Here is a 19,781-nt window from a genome sequence, read left to right as displayed (position 1 = left end):
TACAGTTTAGGTATCAATGATCCCCACTGTCAAGTAGAAAAAAGGCGTCAAGGCCGCATAAACACTGGGTTTAAACTGGTTGGATATACAGTGTTTTTAGGAAGTGTATGATTAGGCGTGTAAAAAAGATTAAAAAATATTCATCTGAGAAAAAATAAAGGTGTAATTAATCGATGAACTGCTGTTTTTGGATGTAAATTAGCGGCGAGGTCTCACGATTATGTTTAACGCTGGTTTCAGCGGTATTGCACGTATGCTGAGTCGTAATTCAAACAGCTGCGCCTCATCAGCACGTTAAAAAATGAGTGAGTTAACACGGCTAGTGCTAACTCACTGCATTTACATCAACGCGTGCTAATGCATAGCGATAATCAAGGTGCCCTAACTTAGAAACGATAGGATGCGGTAAGCGAAGCCACGTCGCTATCTAGATCGCTATCAATATCTGTTTCATAGCTAACAGACACTGAAAACTGCTCATTTACCCAGTAATCAAGCGCAACACCTGCGGTTTTTACATTATCGAACCCATCTGGTGCGTTGGTATAGCTGTAGCTTCCCTGAACGCTCAAACCTGGAGTGAAGAAATATCTGGCGCTGCCTGATAGAACGTCAATATCGTCTGCTACGTACTGAGCAGTAAAGTCCCAGCCTGTTCCCCCATTCCCTACCGTGGTATAACGTGTAAATACAAGTGGTGAAGTCTCATTCTCACTTTCGCTGTAACTATCTGTACCATTATTAAAGTCGTAAGTGGCACGCTGATAGATGACACCTGCACCAATTTGCCATTGACGGGATAAGTTAAATCCTACCTTCAGGTCAATATTGGTATAGTCCTCGTCACCGAATTCGTCATCAAATTTACTGTGTGCGCCTTCTATAGCAAGCATCCACGTATCGTCAAAGTAAAAAGTACTGCCTAAATTAAAAACGTCAATACCATTTAAATTGGCGTAACCACCAGATAAACTCGATACACGCTGAAGATAAGGGTTGATAAGGTAAGCACCGCTGTTTCCGCTAACTTCTTCAAGGTAACGCACATATCTTGCACCGTAGAGGTTGTCATCTAACCCTTCAAAATCGACAGCAGTTACCTGTACTTCGTTCTGTGTAGCTGCATGTACTGCTGAGACTGTAAATACTGAAGCCGTGATAAGTGATAGTGCAGTTAGCGTAGTTTTTAGCTTATTAGTGTTAGTGTTCATGTCTTTTGTCCTTAAAAAATGTGTTGGGAACGAGGTGTAAGATAAGACATTAAAACTTAACGGTTTCTGAACGAAACATGACGAAGTCTGAACGTGAATTTTAGGTACAAAAAAACCCGCAACGTTGCGGGCTTTTAAACTTCAAAATGAAGGAGCGATTACGCGTTTGGCGCCGCTTCAGGTGCTGCTTCTTCTGCTTTAACCGCAGAAAGCTGCATACTGCGAATTGGGTTTTCTGTGTCGTTAGAAAGCTCAACAAGGCGGTTAAGCTGACCAACAGACATCATAACTGCATAGATAGCGCCTAGGAAGCCTTGCTTATGTAGTTCAAGCACCTGCTCTTCAGGTAGCTCAAGAAGCTTCTTCTCGTTAATGCTCATCATTCCAGTAACATTGCGCTGTTTACCATCTTGGTAAGTAAGACGAATTTGAATTGGATCAAGAAGGTCCAGTTCAACGACTTTCGCAACAAAACGCTGTGTTAGCATCTCGCTGTTCGCAAGGTCTGCCAAAAACTTCTGACGGCTATCAAGGAATTCACTGGCTTCACCGGCTTCAGTAAACAAAGGCTGGCCTTCGTCAGAAATAAGATCAGAGTTTTCGTCAATGAAAACACCAAGCTTGTCGCCGTCTGGACGTACGTCGAACGGGTAGCGAAGAATATTCATTGGCACGTGAGGGCCTTTCCAGCTGTCGCCAGTTAGAAAAAGGTTTTGACCTTGTTCCATACCAAGCATAGTCACAACATGGTGGCGCTGGGTGTTTTTGTCTTCGATAAATACTAGCGGCATAGTGGCAGCTAGTTGAGCAAACTCACGGATTGATGCTGCTGCAAGGTGTGTACCTTTCGCAAAGCTGAAAGATGTATTTACCGCAACCTTTAGGTCTTTATGCTTTTCTTTATCTAGCGGTACAAAATTAATAGCCATATTTATTTCTCATACTTGTTAGCTGTGGCCCCGGCTTGATTATGTGAGAAGAGCGGGTGCCACTAAAAAATTACGTCGGCCGCGCTGATGCATAGTAGTCATCGATAATTGGCGGAGCGCTTGGGAGTATCCCGTATTCGCGCAATGAAGTCACGCAGTCCTCACCATAACAAGTTTTAAATTTTTATTGCAATGTAAACTTGAAGTAAACAAGCACAAGCGCTCTAAAAATAAGCAATATCGACTATTTTAGGGCTTAGCGAGAGCGATCTGAGGTAAAAGCGTAGCAAGTAAAAGCCTATTGTCGCGGTGTGCATTATCCTTTAGTCTCGTATTGCTATTAAGTTAGCGGTTGTTGACCTAAGCGATAAAAAAACAAAATGAGGATTTTCTATGAAGGGGCGCTTCCCACTCTCATCTTGCGCATTACTTATCTCTGCGCTTTTTGCTTCACACTCTGTACTTGCTGAGACCTCTACTTATTCAGCATCTGAAAAAGCTATCAAGATCGCACAAGAAACTATTATTGTTGATGGACACATTGATGTTCCTTATCGCGTAAAGGAAAAGTGGGTTGATGTCACTAAAGCCACGCAGGACGGCGACTTTGACTATCCTCGCGCAGTAGCTGGTGGTTTAAACGCCCCTTTTATGAGTATTTATGTGCCCGCTAGTTTAGACAACTCTCCAGAATCTACGCAGCTTGCCCATGAGCTCATCGATTCAGTAGAAGCCATTGTTGCCCGTGCACCTGATAAATTTGCCATTGCTAAAAGCCCTTCTGACGTAAAAGCCCAGTTTGAAAAAGGGTTAATTTCACTGCCAATGGGCATGGAAAATGGTTCTCCTATTCAAGGTGATTTGGCGAATTTAACGGCTTTTTACGAGCGCGGAATCCGCTACATTACCCTTGCTCATAGTCAAGCTAACCACATTTCTGACTCTTCGTATGACCTGCGCAGAAAATGGAAAGGCCTTAGCCCGTTTGGCAAAACCTTAGTGGGCGAAATGAACAACATCGGCATCATGTTAGATATTTCCCATGTGTCTGACGACGCCTTTTATCAGGTTATTGAGTTAACAAAGGTGCCAGTCATAGCATCACATTCTTCACTGCGTCGCTTTACCCCCGGTTTTGAGCGCAACATGGACGACGAGATGATCAAAAAGCTCGGCGAAAATGGCGGTGTGATTATGATTAACTTTGGTTCTAGTTTTGTATCTAAAGAAGCTGGTAAGTGGCGTAGTGGCCTTGCTGCTGCGCGCAAAGCCTTGGTTGAAAAAGAAGGCGAAGACAGCCCTAAGCTAGAGAACTTTGAAGAGAATTATCGCAAAGAAGTGCCATACCCTTATTCAACCCTAGACGAAGTGCTTGACCATATCGATCACGTGGTAAAACTGATTGGCGTTGATCATGTAGGTATTGGTTCAGACTATGACGGTGTAGGTGACTCATTACCCATTGGACTTAAAGACGTGGCGAGTTTTCCAAACCTAGTACAAGGGTTGCTGGATAGAGGTTATAGCCGTAGCGACATTGAAAAGATATTGAGCGGAAACCTTTTGCGCGTATGGCAACAAGTTGAGGAGTATGCGGAAGAGCATGCGGAAGAGCATGCGGAAGATTATGCGGAAGAGCATGCGGAAGATCACTCGGCAGCGCACTAATCGCGCAATGCTTTAAAAATGAAGCGTAGGGAAGCGTGTTATCGCTTCCCCATGCTTTATCTACGCTATTGTACTTTCAATTCTATTAGTTTTTGCGTGACACAATTAAGTAAAACGCGCTTGGCAATACCAACAGCGTTAATACCAGTGCACTCGCCATACCGCCTACCATAGGCGCCGCAATTCGCTGCATCACCTCACTACCTGTTCCAGTAGCATAAAGAACAGGTAATAAGCCCACAATAATAGAAAGCGATGTCATCATAACAGGTCGAAGCCTTGCCGATGCAGCATGGACAATAGCCGTTTTAACAAGCTCATCTTTTTTGGTGTTGCCACTTTCTGTTACGTGCTTAGTAAGAGCTTCTGATACATATTGGTTTAGATAGACCAGCATGATAACGCCTATTTCTACCGCTACACCTGCTAAGGCAATAAACCCAACACCTACCGCCACCGAAAGATTGAAGTTAAGAAGGTAAAGCAACCATACACTGCCCACCAGCGCCAAAGGTAAGGTAGCAAGTATGAGTGCCACATCGCGAAGACGTTTAAATGCCAGATAAAGCAAAAGGCAGATAATGGCTAACGTTAGCGGTATAACCACCGACAGTTTTGCTTTCGCGCGCTCAAGGTAAGCAAACTGCCCCGCCCACGTAATGGAGTATCCAGTGGGTAAATCGAGGTGCTCTGACAAATGACGTTTCGCGCTATCTACATAGCCCCCTAAGTCAATACCTGTGGCCGAGTCTGACGAGATATCAATGTATACCCATCCGTTTAATCGGGCATTTTCGCTTTTAATCCCAGCCGGCCCGTCGTCAATTCGCACGGTCGCGACATCGCCAAGGGTAATGTGAGCACCGCTTGGTGTGACGAAAGGCATGGATGCTAAAGATTCAGGCGTATCGCGGTAATGCTGTGAAAAACGCATGGCAATAGGAAAACGCTCACGCCCTTCCACTGACTGCGTAACCACTTTGCCGCCCACTGCCGAGCCTACAATACTGTGAACATCGTCTATCGTCATGCCATAACGCGCCGCCAACTGCCTGTCGATGTCGATATAAACATAACGGCCACCTACTACCCGCTCAGCGTATACTGATGCTGTGTTGGGCAGGTCTTTAAGCAGTGTCTCTATATCCTTTCCGATGGCTTCAATGCCTGCCAGGTCAGGCCCCGCAATCTTGATCCCAACAGGGGTTTTTATCCCGGTTGCCAACATGTCGATGCGGGTTTTAATTGGCATTACCCACGCATTGGTCAGCCCAGGAAATTGCACCAGAGCGTTAAGCTCGTCTTTGAGCTTTTCAGTGGTCATGCCCTCCCTCCACTGCGCTTTCGGTTTAAGCTGAATGAAGGTTTCAATCATCGTCAATGGTGCAGGGTCTGTGGCCGTATCTGCGCGTCCAATTTTCCCGAATACCGTTTCAACCTCGGGCAAGGTTGCAATAAGCTTGTCCGTCTGCTGTAAAAGCTCTCTGGCTTTACCCACTGAAATACCCGGGTAGGTTGTAGGCATATACATCAAATCGCCTTCGTCCAGTTCGGGCATAAATTCACTACCTAGTTGGCTTAACGGCCAGTACATGGAAAGCAACAAGCAAAATGCCCCCGCCAAAGTGAGCAGTGGGTAGTTAAGCAACCGCGTCAGCAATGGTTGATATACGCGCTCTAAAGCTCTATTTACCGGGTTCTGGTCTTCAGATCGTATTTTTCCGCGTACAAAATAACCCGCCAGCACAGGAACTAAAGTAATTGCTAGCGCCGCAGCTGCTGCCATGGCATAGGTTTTGGTAAAGGCAAGAGGCGCAAAAAGACGCCCTTCTTGCGCTTCTAATGCAAAAACAGGAATAAAGGATACGGTTATAATTAGGAGCGCAAAGAATAAAGCTGGGCCAACTTCTGTGGTCGACTTAATCACCAGTTCCCAACGTTTGGCTGCCGAAAGCTTTGCAGAGGTTGGTGCCGCAGAAGTTGATAGATATGTTCGCGACTGGGCACTACCTGCCCCCCTTTGACTTGCTGAATCCCTTTGACTCGCTGAGGCTCCCTGACTTGATGAAACAGCATGCTGATGAATGTGCTTGTGTAAATTTTCAACAACAACAATAGCGCCATCCACCATTGCACCAATAGCGATAGCAATGCCACCTAAAGACATGATGTTGGCATTAAGTCCCTGCAGCTTCATTACGATAAAGGCGGCGAGAATACCAATAGGCAAACTGATTAGCGCAACCATAGATGAACGTATGTGAAACAAGAAGATAGCGCATACCAAACCAACAACCAGCAATTCCTCCACCAACTTATTGGTGAGGGTATCGACAGACTTATCAATAAGGGTGGAGCGGTCGTAAACGGGGACGATATTCACCCCTTCCGGCAAGCTCGCTTTTAATGAATCCAGCTTAGCTTTAACCGCATCGATAGTGGCTTTTGCGTTTTCGCCATAGCGCATCACTATAATGCCACCCACGGTTTCGCCATTCCCGTTTAGTTCAGCAATAGCGCGGCGCATCAACGGGCTTTCTACCACTTGTGCTACATCGTTAATCGTTATGCTAACGCCGTCCTTAATAACACCTGTGGGCAACGCCAGTATGTCGTCAATGCCCTGAATGTAGCTTTGCGCACTAACCATGTACTCTGCCTCGGCCATTTCAATAACCGAAGCGCCTGACGCGCGGTTGCCCCGTTTAAGGGCAATTTCTATCATGGATGGCTGAATGTTGTAGGCACGTAATTTTTCAGGGTCGACAATAACTTGGTATTGTTTAACCATCCCTCCAACAGACGCAACTTCAGATACGCCTTCAACTGACTGAAGCTCAAACTTTAAGAACCAGTCTTGCAACGCCCTTAGCTCACCAGCATCTAGCGCATTTGGCTGACTAGCATCGTTTTCCAACGCATAAATGTAAACCCAACCTACCCCTGTCGCATCTGGACCTAACTGAGGTGTCACGCCTTCTGGAAGTTGCGAAGACGCTTGGCTTAAGTATTCCAGAACACGGCTTCGAGCCCAGTACATGTCTGTATCATCATCAAAGATTATATATACGTAGGCATCGCCGAAGAATGAATACCCTCGCACCGTCTGTGCGCCAGGCACTGACATTAGCGCAGAGGTGAGAGGAAACGTCACCTGATCTTCCACCACTTGCGGCGACTGACCGGGATAGTTTACTTTCACTATAACTTGGACATCAGATAAATCAGGGATAGCATCGACGGGGGTGTTTTTCACCGCCCAGACACCAGCAGTACTGAGCATAATAGCGCTCAGCAATACCAGTATTCTATTGTTTACCGACCAGCGAATTACCGATTCAATCATGGTGCATATGCTCCTTATGATTTATCGATTTTTGTTCTGCCGACTTGTGAACCATTGACTCGTGAGCATCGCTTTGCTCTCCATCGCCCTTCAGGTTGCTCGTATCATGTTTATGATTGCTGTGTTCTGTGCCATGAACCATGCCCTTGTCCATTGCATGTTCACTGCGCTTTCGCATATCGATAACCGTGAATTCTTCGCCAGTCACAAAGGTGAACATGATGTTGTCACCTTCTTTGAACTGAGATAAGTCAATATGCTTTGATACCGAAAATAACATTGTCGCAGGTCCCCGTCCCCATTTTTCAATCGGCCCGCGAGCGATCACTAACTTTGCGTCATTCGAAGCGCCATTCGTTTCGGTGTCAGCCGGCAATTCAATTGCCTCAATTGTACCTGTTGTCGTGGCCTGATGATCGGGCGCTTTCATTCGCTCAAAGTCACTGCTTTTCGACGACTCTGAATCAATCAAAAATTGTGCTGATACCACCACATCATCCTCTGGCAGCAAGCCTTCGACGACTTCAAAATGTGTACTATCGCTTTGCCCCAGCGTTACCCGTACCGACTTAAAGTTGCCATCGCCATCACTGAGTACCACTTTTGCGCCCTCAGCCGTGCGAATAACGGCACTGCGAGGAACCAGTAACGCTGCCTTGCGTTGAGTAGGCTTTATTCCAACGTGGGCAAACATATTGGGCTTTAACGTGTGGTTGTTATTGTTTAGCGGTATGCGCACTTTCAGGGTTCGCGTTGTTTCCGACAAAGACGGATAAATATACTCTACGTGACTTTCCCATTTAGCATCGGACCCATGGTCCATTTCGTCGAGGGTAATCACAGCGCCATTATGAGGCGCTATGATTTGCGCGTACTTTTCAGGCACCTCTGCAATCACCCACACCGTATCTAGCTGTGCGATGCTCATCAAGGTTGTCCCGGGCTGAACGTAAAACCCCTCCCGAATATTCAGAGCTTCTACCACACCGCTTTGCGGCGCGTTAAATGTGACGGTTTGTGCTACCCGTCTACTTTTCTGCAATTCTTCGATAACGCCCTTTGATAGCCCCAGTGTTCTTAGGCGCTCGGCTGCGCCCTGAATTAAACGTGCGTCTCCTCGCTTAAGGGCTAAAACGTATTCTTCTTGTGCGCTAACTAATTCTGGCGAATACAGGGTATAAAGTGCCTGTCCTTCTTCTACTTGCTCACCTTGAGATTTAATGAAAAGCCTGTCGACCCAACCTGATACTCTAGGGTGGATGTGCACAATGCTATCTTCATCGTAAGCAACGTTGCCCACCGCCGTTACGGTCTGTTGAAGTGTTCCAATGGCTACGGGCGCGACTTTAACACCTATATTGTGCTGTACATTTGGCGGAATCATTACGGTACCAGGCGTACGCTCATTACTTTTCGCAGATGTTGCTTCGTCATTGGCGTATACTGGCACCAAGTCCATTCCCATCGGTGACTTTCCCGGTTTGTCACGGCGATAGCTGTCATCCATAGGCGCTACCCAATATAAAGGGGCTTTATCATCAGTTTCGTCGCTAAGGGCACTTTCGCCATTTCCGTGTTTTGATGAATCAGACAACAATAGTGAAGCCAAGCCGAACGCTAATAGGCCGCCAAATAGCAGACCTACTAGCAAACCTTTTATTAGCGTGCTTTTTGTATCTGGAGCAGGGTGAGTTGAAGATGTCATATTAACTACTCTTTATTCGAAAAAATGGGCGTGAGTGGGCAGGTACAAATAAGCAAGTGACGCCAATGTTCTGGCGCGCTCGATGTCGATTTTGAGTAAATCATCCTGTACCTGTACTTGCTTGAGATTGGCATTGACAACATCACCGATATCACCGGTGTCTGTGGTATAAGCTGTCAGTTCAGCTTCAGAAAGTTGCCGTGTTTCACCAATTAACGCCGTTTCATAAAGCGCTTTGCGCTCACTTAGCGCTGACAAGCGTGATTTAAGCACCTCTGCATTCGCGGCAAGCTCGTTCACTTTCAAGCGGAAGTCCGTTTCAGACGCACTCATTTTGGAAGCCGCTGCGGCTATTGAAGCGTCTTGACGAGATTTGTTGAAAAACGGAAGGTCTACTTGAACACCCAATGACACAAAATCAGCTCGGCTTGCGCCATTTTGTGCATCTTGTCTGTATCCATAACTTGCTTCAAATGCCCACTGAGACTTAGTTTGCTCTCGCGCTATGTTCACATTTTGCGCTTCTATCTGGGTCTGAATTTGAAGCAGCATAGCCTCAGGATGATGCTGTAGTATTGAAAAAGGCTCACTGTTCTCAATAACCGTTAAGAACGAAGAAAGGCTTAGGTTGCTGTCATTTAAAATGGCATCGACTTCAATGGCGTCTCGTGTTGATTGAGTCAGGGGCGCACTTACAGATTCATCTAGCGGCGCACCAAACCATTTTGAAAGTGCAGATCTCGCTTCATTTTTTTGCTGATAAGCCTCCACGTATTTATCGTCTAAAGACAACAATGCCAAGCGCACTTGCAATATGTCTTGCTGGGCCGCTGCACCAACGCCTTGGCTGTATCTGGAGTCAGTAAAATCGAGTAGCTGTGTAAGCAATGATTTCTCTTTGTCCAATAATCCAATGCGACGTGTTGCATAGACCCAATCTAACCAGGTAAGGGTAACCTCACGTTTAAGCCACGCCTTTCTCACTTGGCTCTCTACCGACATTTGATCAGCCATAACCTGATACTTTTTCTGGCTGTAAAGGTTTTCATCGCCTCGCGGTAACTGCTGCTTCAAACCAACTTTAAATTGCGTCATAGGCTCTTGGTCAAATGCGAAGCCGTCGGTAGGCAAGTTTTGCACAGAAGCTGAAACCTGAGGATTTGCCCAATATGATGACGCTTCAGCTTCTGCATTAAAGCGATCCTTTCGATGCGCATTCCCTTTAAGCAAAGGGTCGTATTGAATAGCTAACTGCAGCGCTTGTTCCAGGCTTAGGGTCTGCGCGACAACGGGCTTATTAGCCATCAAAAAAGAAGAAAGCACAAAAATTAAGGCGAACAAAGCGCTTACTTTACAAGGTCTGTTAGCGCTTTCGTTCACTTTTTTGGGTACCGAATAGTTGCTCATGTATAACATCACTTTTCAGGTGTAAGGCGTGTTGACGTTGCCCCGCTCTTCGCTAAATTCGACAAAGGGGATTAGCAAAAAGGCTTACCACGCGTTACATAGATAAAAGATTAGAGACATCTCAAAACGACAAGACGACGTCGTGACATAAAAACGTCTCTGCTGCGAAATAAATCCGCGAGATAGATCTATGCTGTGAAAAGTGACTTAGGTGGGCGAAACTGCCCGAAGTGAGGAGATGAGCGCTGCCCCAGTATAGGTGCAGTGGCAGCCATTCTGGTTACCGATATTTCGGTTTCAACGGTAGGCTGAATAAGCGCACTCGCGCTAAGATTAAAACAGTGATCGGCTGGGCAATTACATTCATCCTTGCAGCAAGACATGTCACTCATCTTCGATGCTTTCACGCTATTCACGCCTGCATCGCTAACTTGTACGCCGTCGAACTGAGCGGGTTTGCTCTTGCTGTTTTTAACACTTAAATCCGCATGTTGTGATGACAATTCTTGGTGCTGACAATGTGTATTAGCAGACTCAGACATTCGAACCTGATGGTTAGCATGAGCAGCATCCGACTGCGGTGTCATCACCGACATTGAATGGGCATGTTCGTATGAATGTTCGATAGATACAGCGCTACCTGACGACACGAGGGCCATCATTAAGAACAGTGTAAGGATAAACGAACTTGCATTCGCCGACCTATACCGTTTGCGCGTTAAACCAATCCGAAACTTTCTCAAATACTGTACTCAAAATATTGCTGTCTATTGTGCAACGAAATAATAGCGTGATGTAACCAAGCAGTAAAGCCAGCCGTTAATGTCGCTAAGCTAGGGCCTGTTGACCTTTGTTGTACACCAAAGGTCAACAGACCCCAGTAACTTATTCAAACTGAGACAGGTAATCTCGCAACATAAGGCCCATGGTTGAAAATAGCGGGTTTGCTTTAGGTACCGCACACTCTTCTTGCTGATTAACCATGCTTGCGTTGAAATTCATTTTATTGAGCAAGCTGGTATTCACAACTAAATCTGCATGGCACAACCCGTACGATTCATCGATAACGAAAAAGGTATTCGGACCTTCACTTGCGTCCATTAACTGCTCTATGCCGCGAATTGGCGTGGTTACATCAGCTTGAGAGTGAGCGGCAAATAGTGGCACTTCAATTTGCTGTCCTTCCTCGACTTTGTCCCGAATGATGTTTATTAAATCCATCAATTCCAACCCTGCTAAACCTGCCACATTTGGATACTTGTAAGGGTTGGGGCCATGAGTTTGATAGGTTCCATCAATAATTCTGGCTAAAAGTTTAATGCCCCAAATTCGAGACATACTTTCAGCATTATCAGACAGCGCCAGCGCGCCAGAAAATAGCATAAGACCATCAATATTATTTACTTCGCTTCCTGCACTATCCAGATAATGTTCAACCGCCAGCGCACCACCTGTAGAGAAGCCACCTATAAGCAAAGTATCACCCATGCTATCAGCCAATTTAATGACTTCATCAACATGCCCCTGCCAGCGCTCAGCTAAATCCCAGTCAGACATGTCATCATCGGCATCTCGTTTACCATGCCCAGGCAAAAGCGGCACGACTACAGTAAAACCCTGTTCAAATAAGATGTTGGCGATTTCACGCATAAAGAAAGGTGAGTCGCTTAAGCCGTGGATAAGCACTGCCACCTTGCTGCTTGATTTGTTGGTCAGCATGAAAGGCGAATTGCCTTCATTGCGCAATACGTTGCTGCATACCGAAAAACGATTGAGTGCCGTTTCTCTACACGGCTGGGTTTGGCCCCACTCATTTTCGTAAAATGCTTTGAACTGATTTTGAAGGTCTGAAAAACTTCTGCTTTTCATTTCCCTCGTATCGGGCATAGATAAATTTGCGGCTATAGCCATATTTACACCTAAAAGCGCAACAATACCTATGAGCATTTTTACAAAAAACTTCGATGACACTATTATTCTCCGCTACGGATAATTAATAAAAAACGGGAGCAGTTTACCATGCTCCCGTTTCTTGTGACGATTAATACGTATATTACGTTAGCTAAAGTAAACCTCTAGATCGTCAGAACCACCGATATGTTTACCACCGATAAAGACCTGCGGCACAGTCTCACGACCGCTAATCGCCGTTAAGCTGGTTAGTGATGCATCTTTACCCAACACGATTTCTTCGTACTCGTAGCCTTTTTCATCAAGCAGTTTTTTCGCTTTAGCACAGAAAGGACAACCCGGTTTTGTGATAATAGAAACAGGCGCGTTAGTTTGCTCTTCTGGCGCAATGTAAGCCAGCATGGTATCTGCATCCGACACTTCAAACGGGTCGCCAGCTACATCAGGCTCAATAAACATTTTGTCTACCACGCCATCTTTCACTAGCATCGAGTAACGCCAACTTCTTTTGCCAAAACCCAAATCCGCTTTATCGACTAGCATACCCATGCCATCGGTAAATTCTCCGTTACCGTCGGGAATAACGGTTATGTTAGCGGCTTCTTGATCTGCGGCCCATGCATTCATAACAAAAGTATCGTTTACCGATACACAAACAATCTCATCAATGCCGTGTTTCGCAAACTTTTTCGCTAAAGCGTTATAGCGAGGCAGGTGGGTAGAAGAACAGGTTGGTGTAAAAGCACCTGGAAGTGAGAAGACCACAACATTTTTGCCAGAAAATAATTCATCTGTCGTTTTCGTTACCCACGTCTCACCTTCTCTGCACGGAAATGAAACGCTAGGTACTTTTTGGCCTTCTTTGGAAGTGAAGCGACTTTCTGACATAACAACCTCTTATCGGTAATCTCAATTATAAAGTAAGAAGACTAGAATGAGTTTTTGCACAAATCAATAGGTATTGTCTTACATTCGTTAATATCGATTTTGATGCTGAACCTAGCTGATAGCCTGCCTATGCTTTGAGTGGAGGTTAGGTACGGTCGTGACACCATTCACGACCCACCGTAACGCTCAGTATTTTAACATAAGCGATATTCGAGGGTTATCACCATGATTATTTTGGTTGGTGGAGAAAAAGGCGGTAGCGGAAAGAGCTGCCTGGCACAAAACATTGCAGTGTATCTTCGCACTGAAAAAGGTGCCAAGGTGTTAATGGTCGACTGTGACCCGCAGCGAACGACCTCAGACTGGATCCAAGAGCGTAAAGCTAACCCTCGTCTCGCTGAAATTAACTGTGTTCAGTTATACGGTAAAATACGTAACGAATTACTTAGCCTGCGTCAGTATTACGATTACGTTGTAATAGACTGTGGTGGACAAGATAACCTAGCGCTTCGCTCGTCAATGGCGGTTGCTGACCATATACTGATTCCACTTAGACCCAAACGTCGCGATCTCAAAACGGTACCTCACATGGAAGATATCTTATCTACCTGTAAAATGGTTAACCCGAAAATGAACGCCGCATTCGTTATCACACAGTGCCCTTCTCTACCTAGCCTGGCAAACCGTATTCTAGAGGCCAAAGAAGTGTGTCGCTCATTTGGTATTCCCGTCCTAAACTCTGTTACCTTCAGTAGAAACATGTATGACGATTCAGAAGAGTCGGGGCAGTCAGTTATTGAGAGTGAACCAGAAGGTAAAGCGGCCACAGAAATAAGAACCTTGTTTGAAGAGCTATTAGCTGGGAAAGTGGAGGATGCTTATGAGTTTACTCAACCTCAAAAAGTCGAAGCCGTTAGCTAAGCCCAATCTACGAACTGTAGAAGATTTTATCGACGATGCGCTGCTTTATGCCCAAGGTAAAGTGGATAAAAAGCAACCATCGGCGGCAAAAAACGATCTAAAAGACGTTCGTACAGACCGCGTTGTGCCGATAAGAAAGCCTGCAAAATCAGAAGGTATGCGACATGCTACCTTTACGTTAACACCGCAATGTATTGAAAAACTTGCAAACATTGCCCAAAAGACAGGTAAAGCCAAGTCTGCACTGATTCGAGAGTGGATTGAAAATAACAGCATAAATTAGACTAAAGTATAAATCCAAATACGTATTTCATTCGTTTTATCCTTCACAATAATGATGTTGCCTTGGCGTTAGCCTACTGAGATACTCACCGACAGCATGTTCTGACAGTGTATAGGAGATACAATCGAATGGGCCGTGAAGGATTTAGCACCGTGCGCGTGCTGGTGTGTGCCCTGCTAATTGCTGTGCATGGCGCACAGGTAAAAACGGTAGAAGCGTTCGAGCTTTTCAAGACCGAGATTGCTGATGTCGAGAATCTTTTAAATGCCAAGCAATATGCTGACGCCGATAGCAAGGCACTGTTGCTTTTAGAGCAAGCGCTACAACAGCAGCAAATGTCTGCTGATACATTTTCTGCCCTCGGGCTCTTACTTCAAAACGCATCGCGTTTTGAGGTGTCAAAAGCCATTTTTAATGCCGCCTTAGAGCGCTACACCACAGATGGTGAATTAAACAAAATGGCGTCAACGCTATTACAACTAGCCACCTCAGAAAGACACCTCTCAAATTATGCCATTGCACTGACTTATGTGCGTCGCGCTATGTCTATTGCTCAAATTGAGCGTAATGAATTACTTAAGGCTCAATTGAACCTTGAGCTAGGCATAATTCAACAAGAACAAGGCGAAATTGAAACCGCTTTGGAACCGTTAAAGCAAGCGCTACGTTATTTTCGTGAAAATAACATGGCCAGTGAAATGAGTGTTACGTTGCTGCGCATCGGTGAGATATACAGTTTGCTCAACCAAGCTACGTTGGCTCATACCTACTACCAAGACGCTTTCAATAGTATCGAGGAAACACAGGAAACCCGATTACTTGGTGTGATCAAAACTCGTATTGGTGCCCTGTCTCTCAAAACAGGCTCTGTAGACCAAGCGATAAAAGCAATTAACGAAGGTCTTGAACTCCTGCTATCCACCTCTGATGTAGGGGCCATAGCCGAGGCAGAAATGCTATTGGGAAGAGCATTGGTTGAAAACGGCGATACGGCTAAAGGGCGAGAGTTATTGCAAGAAGCCATGCAATTTGCTGATTCATCGGGCCAGGCAAAATTGGTCAAAGAAGGCAGACTCGCTTTAGCGCAAGCCTATATGAAAGAGCAGAGTTTCGAATTAGCCTTAGAAGAGGCCCGCACGGGTACCATTGACGCGAGAAAAAATAGAGACCTTAGAGGACAACTTAGTTTTCTTTCGTTACAGCTAAGCGCCTTTGTATCACTAGGCGAATTCAAAAAAGCCTTAGATATTCAATCTGTTATGCAGCAGCTGCGTGAGGTACTACTTGATTCAGAAAACAAGTCTGCCGTTGAAGGTCTGCAGGCTGAGATTGAGCTTGTGAGGCAATCTAGGACGTTGGAGAAACTGGAAGAGTCCAAGCAGCTGGCGTTAGCGCAAGCTGAGCGAGAAAACCTGCAGACGACGCTTTTTTGGAGCATATCATTAGCAGCGTTACTATTGACGTTTTTAGTGTGGAGCCGCTACAAACAACGTCAGCAAACGATTATTTTGCGCAGAGAAGTACGCCAGCAAACATTAAATCTTCAAGAAAAAAATCAAGAACTGGAAAGAGCCTATAAAACGCTAGAAGAGGTAAGCCTGCGCGATCCGTTAACGGGTTTGTACAATAGGCACTACCTCGAATCGCAGCTTCCCGGTGAAATAAGGCGCAGCCAGTTCTCGGCAAAACAAAGCCCCAGTACAGGAAAGACGAAACAAGACTTACTTTGCTTACTTATTGATATCGACCACTTTAAGCGCGTCAATGACGACTATGGGCATATTGCCGGCGATAAAGTGCTATCAGCGTTTGCCAATGTCCTCAAAGAGGTGTTCAGACAAACGGATTTAATTATTCGATGGGGAGGCGAGGAGTTTTTGGTGGTTTGTCGCCAATCTACTCGTGAAGAGCTCCCTGAGGTTGCCGAGCGCTGCCGAGAAATGGTCGCAAACACTCCTTTTGATATCGGCTTAGAAAAACCAATCAATATTACTTGTAGCATTGGCTTTTCGCTGCTTCCTCCAGATAAAGAGGAAGACTTTGATACCGCGTGGAAACGCACATTCGCCGTTATCGATTACGCGCTGTATGCCACCAAATTATCAGGGAGAAATGGATGGGTTGGCGTAATCGAAACGCTTAAAACTCCAAGGGAATACCCCACTCCACTAGATACGAAGTTTAATTTTCCTGGTTCGAGAATTGCCACATCGTTCAACAACGTGGCAAGTATCAAATGGCCGGAGACCCTCGAGAAATAGCAGTAGAGGAATAGAGATATGTACAGAGGAAGCTGCAGCTGCCAAGCAATTCAATATGAAATTGATCATATCGGAGAGCTTGACGCCGATGACGAAACGCTAACCCATTCAGACACCAGTGAATTGCGCGTTACAATTGAAAAAGAACAGCTGGTAATTGACTGTGCACCGTCAGCGCTAGGGGAACTACACGAAGCTAATGACGAAACCCACCACGTGTGTAACATTTGTGGGAACGTTATCTTTGTTGAGCGTGGCTCTAATCAAGTGTCGGTTGAGGTGACCTTCAGCGGTCATGACGTCTTAGCAGAGTCTCACTGCCAGTTTGTATTTTAGGTGAGTACACAAGGATAAAGGCGAACGACGAGTTCGCCCAGATATCAACAGGTGAGAAGTACATTTCTCACCTGTTTGGTAGTCATGTCTACCTTAATCGCTATTTTTGATGTCTTCCATATGATACTTATCAATGAGCGAATACAACGTGGGACGAGTGACGCCAAGTAATTCTGCCGTTTTAGACATATTCTTATCTGCTTTTTGATAGGCCCTGCGAATAGCTCGACTTTCAGCTATTTCTCGCACTTCACGCAGGTTCAACGTTTCAGGCTCATCATGTGCATCTACGGGCATCAAGCCTAAATCGTCAGGTTGAATTACCGTACCTTCAGCCATAATAACCGCTGACTTTAGCTTATTTTGCATTTCTCGAATGTTGCCCGGCCATTTATGGGCTAGCATGGCGTTAACTGCAGTTTCTGAAAAGCTCTTCGCTTTAACTTTGAATTCTTCGCGATAAATATTTAAGAACGTACGTGCAAGTAAAATAATGTCTTGGTCTCGTTCACGTAATGGAGGGATCATGATCGGCATTTCCCCCACACGGTAATATAAATCTTCCCTGAATGTTTCTTGCGCCACCATAGCCTGTAAATCGCGGTGCGTTGCACAAATTACGCGTATATCAACGGGAATTTCATTGCGTCCACCAACGCGCTCGATCACGCGCTCCTGCAAAAACCGAAGCATCTTAGCTTGCAGACCAATGGGCATATCACCAATTTCATCTAAAAATAGTGTTCCGCCTTGTGCTGTTTCTATCTTGCCGACGGTGGTTTTGTTCGCGCCAGTAAACGCCCCTTTTTCGTAACCGAACAACTCACTTTCTAGTAAGTTCTCTGGGATAGACGCACAGTTAATAGCAACAAAAGGTTTGTCTTTTCTAGGGCTGTGTTCGTGAATACTGCGCGCGAAAACTTCTTTCCCTGTGCCACTTTCACCAAGTAACAGAGTGCTTATGTCGGTATTGGCAATTTTCTCAGCGCGACGTACCACTTTTTGAATAGCTTCGCTGTTACCCACTATTCTGGACATGCCAGAACGGGTGCGGGCAAGAATGCTATTCTCATGCTCTAACTTAGACAGGTTAAGCGCACGGTGCACCAATAATTTGATGGTATCTGAATCGATAGGCTTCTGATAAAAATCGTATGCCCCAAAATCGATTGCTTTTAATGCGTGTTGTTTATCGTTATTACCTGTAACAACAATAACTTTGGTTCTAGGCGCTAGCGAAATGATGTCGTGAAGAATACGCAAACCTTCCGAGGCATTCGCTGGATCTGGCGGAAGCCCTAAATCTAGGGTAACAACCTTAGGTTCAAAACGACGGAGCTGGGCTATGGCAGATGTGTGATCGTCCGCAAAAACAACGTTGTAATCGGTAAGACTCCATTTGAGTTGCTTTTGGATACCTAAATCATCATCTACTACCAAAATGGTATCGGTCATTTCATCATCCTATTATTCTACTTCATCCATCGAAAGGGAGTGGATTTGATAATATCCACTTTTTAGTTATACACCCTATCCTATCGGAAAATACAGCGTAAAACAGCTACCGCGTCCAGGTTCACTTTGAACAGTTAGTTTGCCACCGATAGACTCGATATATGTTTTTGCATCATATGCACCAATACCCATACCAGCATTGCCTTTTGTAGTATCAAATGGCTTGAATAGTCGCTCTTCAATAAACGCTTTATCCATACCTGACCCTGTATCTTCTATCAAAACTAGCTGCGATTTGTTGTCAGAATTTCCAGTAATCACCACGTCGACTTCTCCGTCATCTGCGGTTGCCTGCTGAGCGTTGCTGATTAGGTGATAAAGCACGTTTGCCACCTTATCCTTATCAACCGTCACGGCCGTTTCTTTTAGCACATGAACTGTTGGTAGCGGACGTAAACCTGAACAGCGGTTGTTGACCACATCTTTGGCCAGCTCCGAAATCAAAAATTCTGAGTTTACACCTTCTTCAACGGCCTTCTTATCAGTCAGCTGTTTGAGCATTTTTTCCATTCTTGCCTTAGTATGCTCCAAGGTTTCGAAGGTGTCTTCGATAAATTCAGGGTTGTGTTTATGCTGTTGAGCATTGGCAAGAATAAGGTCGACTTGAGCAAGTACATTTTTTAAGTCATGTAAAACGAACGCAGACATTCGATTGAACGCCGCAAACTGGGCGTTTTCTGCTACCACTTGAGCGGCCTCGTGGTGCTGCATGTACGTGCCTACTTGCTCAGATACGGCGGTTAGATAGTCTTTCACTTCCCAATTTAAAGTGATTTTTTCATTGTCTCCTGACGCGAGAACAGCAAATCCCCACAGTTTACCCTCTTTTAAGAAAGGCACGAAGAGTTGGTAGCCCCACGCTTTTAGTGCATCTCTATCTAGCTTTAACCCCTCGTAATCGAATGGTTTGACGAGATAGGCGTCCGTATCAATGATCCAGCCATTTTTGTCGCTGTAACTTGCGAGCGTTTCCAACGTTGTACAGGTAGCGTTGTTTTCTTTCGAATCAGTTGACGATTCATTGTTATCTGTTAACGCAGTGTTTGTAATAGGTGATGCCTTAGCCACGCATTCATAGCCATTCTGAGTTACTTTAAACAGCAGACCTGACTCATATTGAATGGCGTTAAGCATTCCTGTTAGGCCAGCGTGGTAAACATCTGATGAGGTATCCCCTGCACGTGTTAACCACTGCGTTAATTTCACCCATTCAACCCGGTAGTCGAACTGATTCGCAAAGAAATGTTTAGTGATAAATACTTTTATCTTAGTGCGAAAGCCGTTGGACAAGAATACCGTGGCGAGCAATGCGAATGACATCACAACCAATATGATTTGAACCGTCGCTCCCCAGTTGCCCCCCAAATAATTTATGGCGTAGCCGACAACAGCCATCACAA

General features: G+C 45.3%; 15 protein-coding genes. 5 read left to right on the top strand and 10 right to left on the bottom strand.

Translation table 11 applies throughout. The features are described from left to right. Nucleotides 1-386: 386 nt before the first annotated feature. Both BIZ39_RS11275 and BIZ39_RS11270 read right to left on the bottom strand, forming a co-directional pair. A complete protein-coding gene (locus tag BIZ39_RS11275; protein WP_187446998.1) occupies nucleotides 387-1,211 on the bottom strand; it encodes a putative porin in 825 nt (274 codons plus the stop codon). A gap of 158 nt (nucleotides 1,212-1,369) precedes the next feature. Further along, the gene (locus tag BIZ39_RS11270; RefSeq protein WP_187446997.1) at nucleotides 1,370-2,140 is read right to left on the bottom strand and encodes a SapC family protein; all 771 of its coding nucleotides are present in this window, start codon (nucleotides 2,138-2,140) and stop codon (nucleotides 1,370-1,372) included. A 393-nt stretch (nucleotides 2,141-2,533) separates the two neighbouring features. On the opposite strand from BIZ39_RS11270, the gene BIZ39_RS11265 reads away from it, so the two are divergent. Further along, on the top strand, nucleotides 2,534-3,808 hold the full coding sequence (locus BIZ39_RS11265; RefSeq protein ID WP_187446996.1) for a dipeptidase: 1,275 nt from the start codon (nucleotides 2,534-2,536) through the stop codon (nucleotides 3,806-3,808). A gap of 85 nt (nucleotides 3,809-3,893) precedes the next feature. On the opposite strand, the gene BIZ39_RS11260 is transcribed toward BIZ39_RS11265, so the two are convergent. From BIZ39_RS11260 to BIZ39_RS11235, 6 genes are all read right to left on the bottom strand, one after another. Beyond that, complete coding sequence (locus BIZ39_RS11260; protein WP_187446995.1) at nucleotides 3,894-7,154, bottom strand: efflux RND transporter permease subunit; 3,261 nt, start codon at nucleotides 7,152-7,154, stop codon at nucleotides 3,894-3,896. Next, nucleotides 7,147-8,859, bottom strand: a complete 1,713-nt coding sequence (locus tag BIZ39_RS11255; protein WP_187446994.1) for an efflux RND transporter periplasmic adaptor subunit — start codon at nucleotides 8,857-8,859, stop codon at nucleotides 7,147-7,149. The genes BIZ39_RS11260 and BIZ39_RS11255 overlap by 8 nt, the downstream gene beginning before the upstream one ends. A 12-nt stretch (nucleotides 8,860-8,871) precedes the next feature. Further along, nucleotides 8,872-10,266, bottom strand: coding sequence for a TolC family protein (locus BIZ39_RS11250; RefSeq protein ID WP_187446993.1), 1,395 nt, complete (start codon nucleotides 10,264-10,266; stop codon nucleotides 8,872-8,874). 188 nt (nucleotides 10,267-10,454) lie between these two features. Beyond that, nucleotides 10,455-10,925, bottom strand: coding sequence for a hypothetical protein (locus BIZ39_RS11245; RefSeq protein WP_222936557.1), 471 nt, complete (start codon nucleotides 10,923-10,925; stop codon nucleotides 10,455-10,457). Nucleotides 10,926-11,151: 226 nt separating this feature from the next. Continuing rightward, a complete protein-coding gene (locus BIZ39_RS11240) occupies nucleotides 11,152-12,240 on the bottom strand; it encodes an alpha/beta hydrolase (RefSeq protein ID WP_187447012.1) in 1,089 nt (362 codons plus the stop codon). 84 nt (nucleotides 12,241-12,324) lie between these two features. Next, entirely contained in the window at nucleotides 12,325-13,065 is a 741-nt protein-coding gene (locus BIZ39_RS11235) for a glutathione peroxidase (protein ID WP_014950446.1), read from the bottom strand. A gap of 225 nt (nucleotides 13,066-13,290) precedes the next feature. On the opposite strand from BIZ39_RS11235, the gene BIZ39_RS11230 reads away from it, so the two are divergent. The 4 genes from BIZ39_RS11230 (at nucleotide 13,291) to BIZ39_RS11215 (ending at nucleotide 16,866) form a co-directional block, all read left to right on the top strand. Next, nucleotides 13,291-13,986 (top strand): AAA family ATPase, encoded by a 696-nt coding sequence (locus BIZ39_RS11230; RefSeq protein WP_014950447.1) that lies wholly within the window; start codon nucleotides 13,291-13,293, stop codon nucleotides 13,984-13,986. Beyond that, nucleotides 13,946-14,269 carry a hypothetical protein gene (locus BIZ39_RS11225; RefSeq protein ID WP_014950448.1) on the top strand — a complete coding sequence of 108 codons (324 nt, stop codon included), beginning with the start codon at nucleotides 13,946-13,948 and terminating at the stop codon, nucleotides 14,267-14,269. Before BIZ39_RS11230 ends, BIZ39_RS11225 begins: the two co-directional genes overlap by 41 nt. A 128-nt stretch (nucleotides 14,270-14,397) precedes the next feature. After that, nucleotides 14,398-16,530: a diguanylate cyclase gene (locus BIZ39_RS11220; RefSeq protein ID WP_187446991.1), complete on the top strand. Its 2,133-nt coding sequence runs from the start codon at nucleotides 14,398-14,400 to the stop codon at nucleotides 16,528-16,530. Between the two features lie 18 nt (nucleotides 16,531-16,548). Further along, a complete protein-coding gene (locus tag BIZ39_RS11215; protein WP_187446990.1) occupies nucleotides 16,549-16,866 on the top strand; it encodes an ADP-ribosylglycohydrolase in 318 nt (105 codons plus the stop codon). Nucleotides 16,867-16,959: 93 nt separating this feature from the next. Here the strand turns inward: BIZ39_RS11215 and prsR are convergent, their stop codons facing one another. Next, on the bottom strand, nucleotides 16,960-18,321 hold the full coding sequence (gene prsR, locus BIZ39_RS11210; protein ID WP_187446989.1) for a PEP-CTERM-box response regulator transcription factor: 1,362 nt from the start codon (nucleotides 18,319-18,321) through the stop codon (nucleotides 16,960-16,962). Between the two features lie 75 nt (nucleotides 18,322-18,396). Next, on the bottom strand, nucleotides 18,397-19,781 hold a 1,385-nt coding region (gene prsK, locus BIZ39_RS11205), incomplete at its 5' end, for an XrtA/PEP-CTERM system histidine kinase PrsK (RefSeq protein WP_187446988.1).

The sequence above is a fragment of the Alteromonas sp. BZK5 genome, from assembly GCF_014349115.1.
GTDB lineage: Bacteria > Pseudomonadota > Gammaproteobacteria > Enterobacterales > Alteromonadaceae > Alteromonas > Alteromonas macleodii.
Note: the sequence above shows the minus strand (reverse complement) of the source record. Positions and strands in the feature narration are given on the sequence as shown.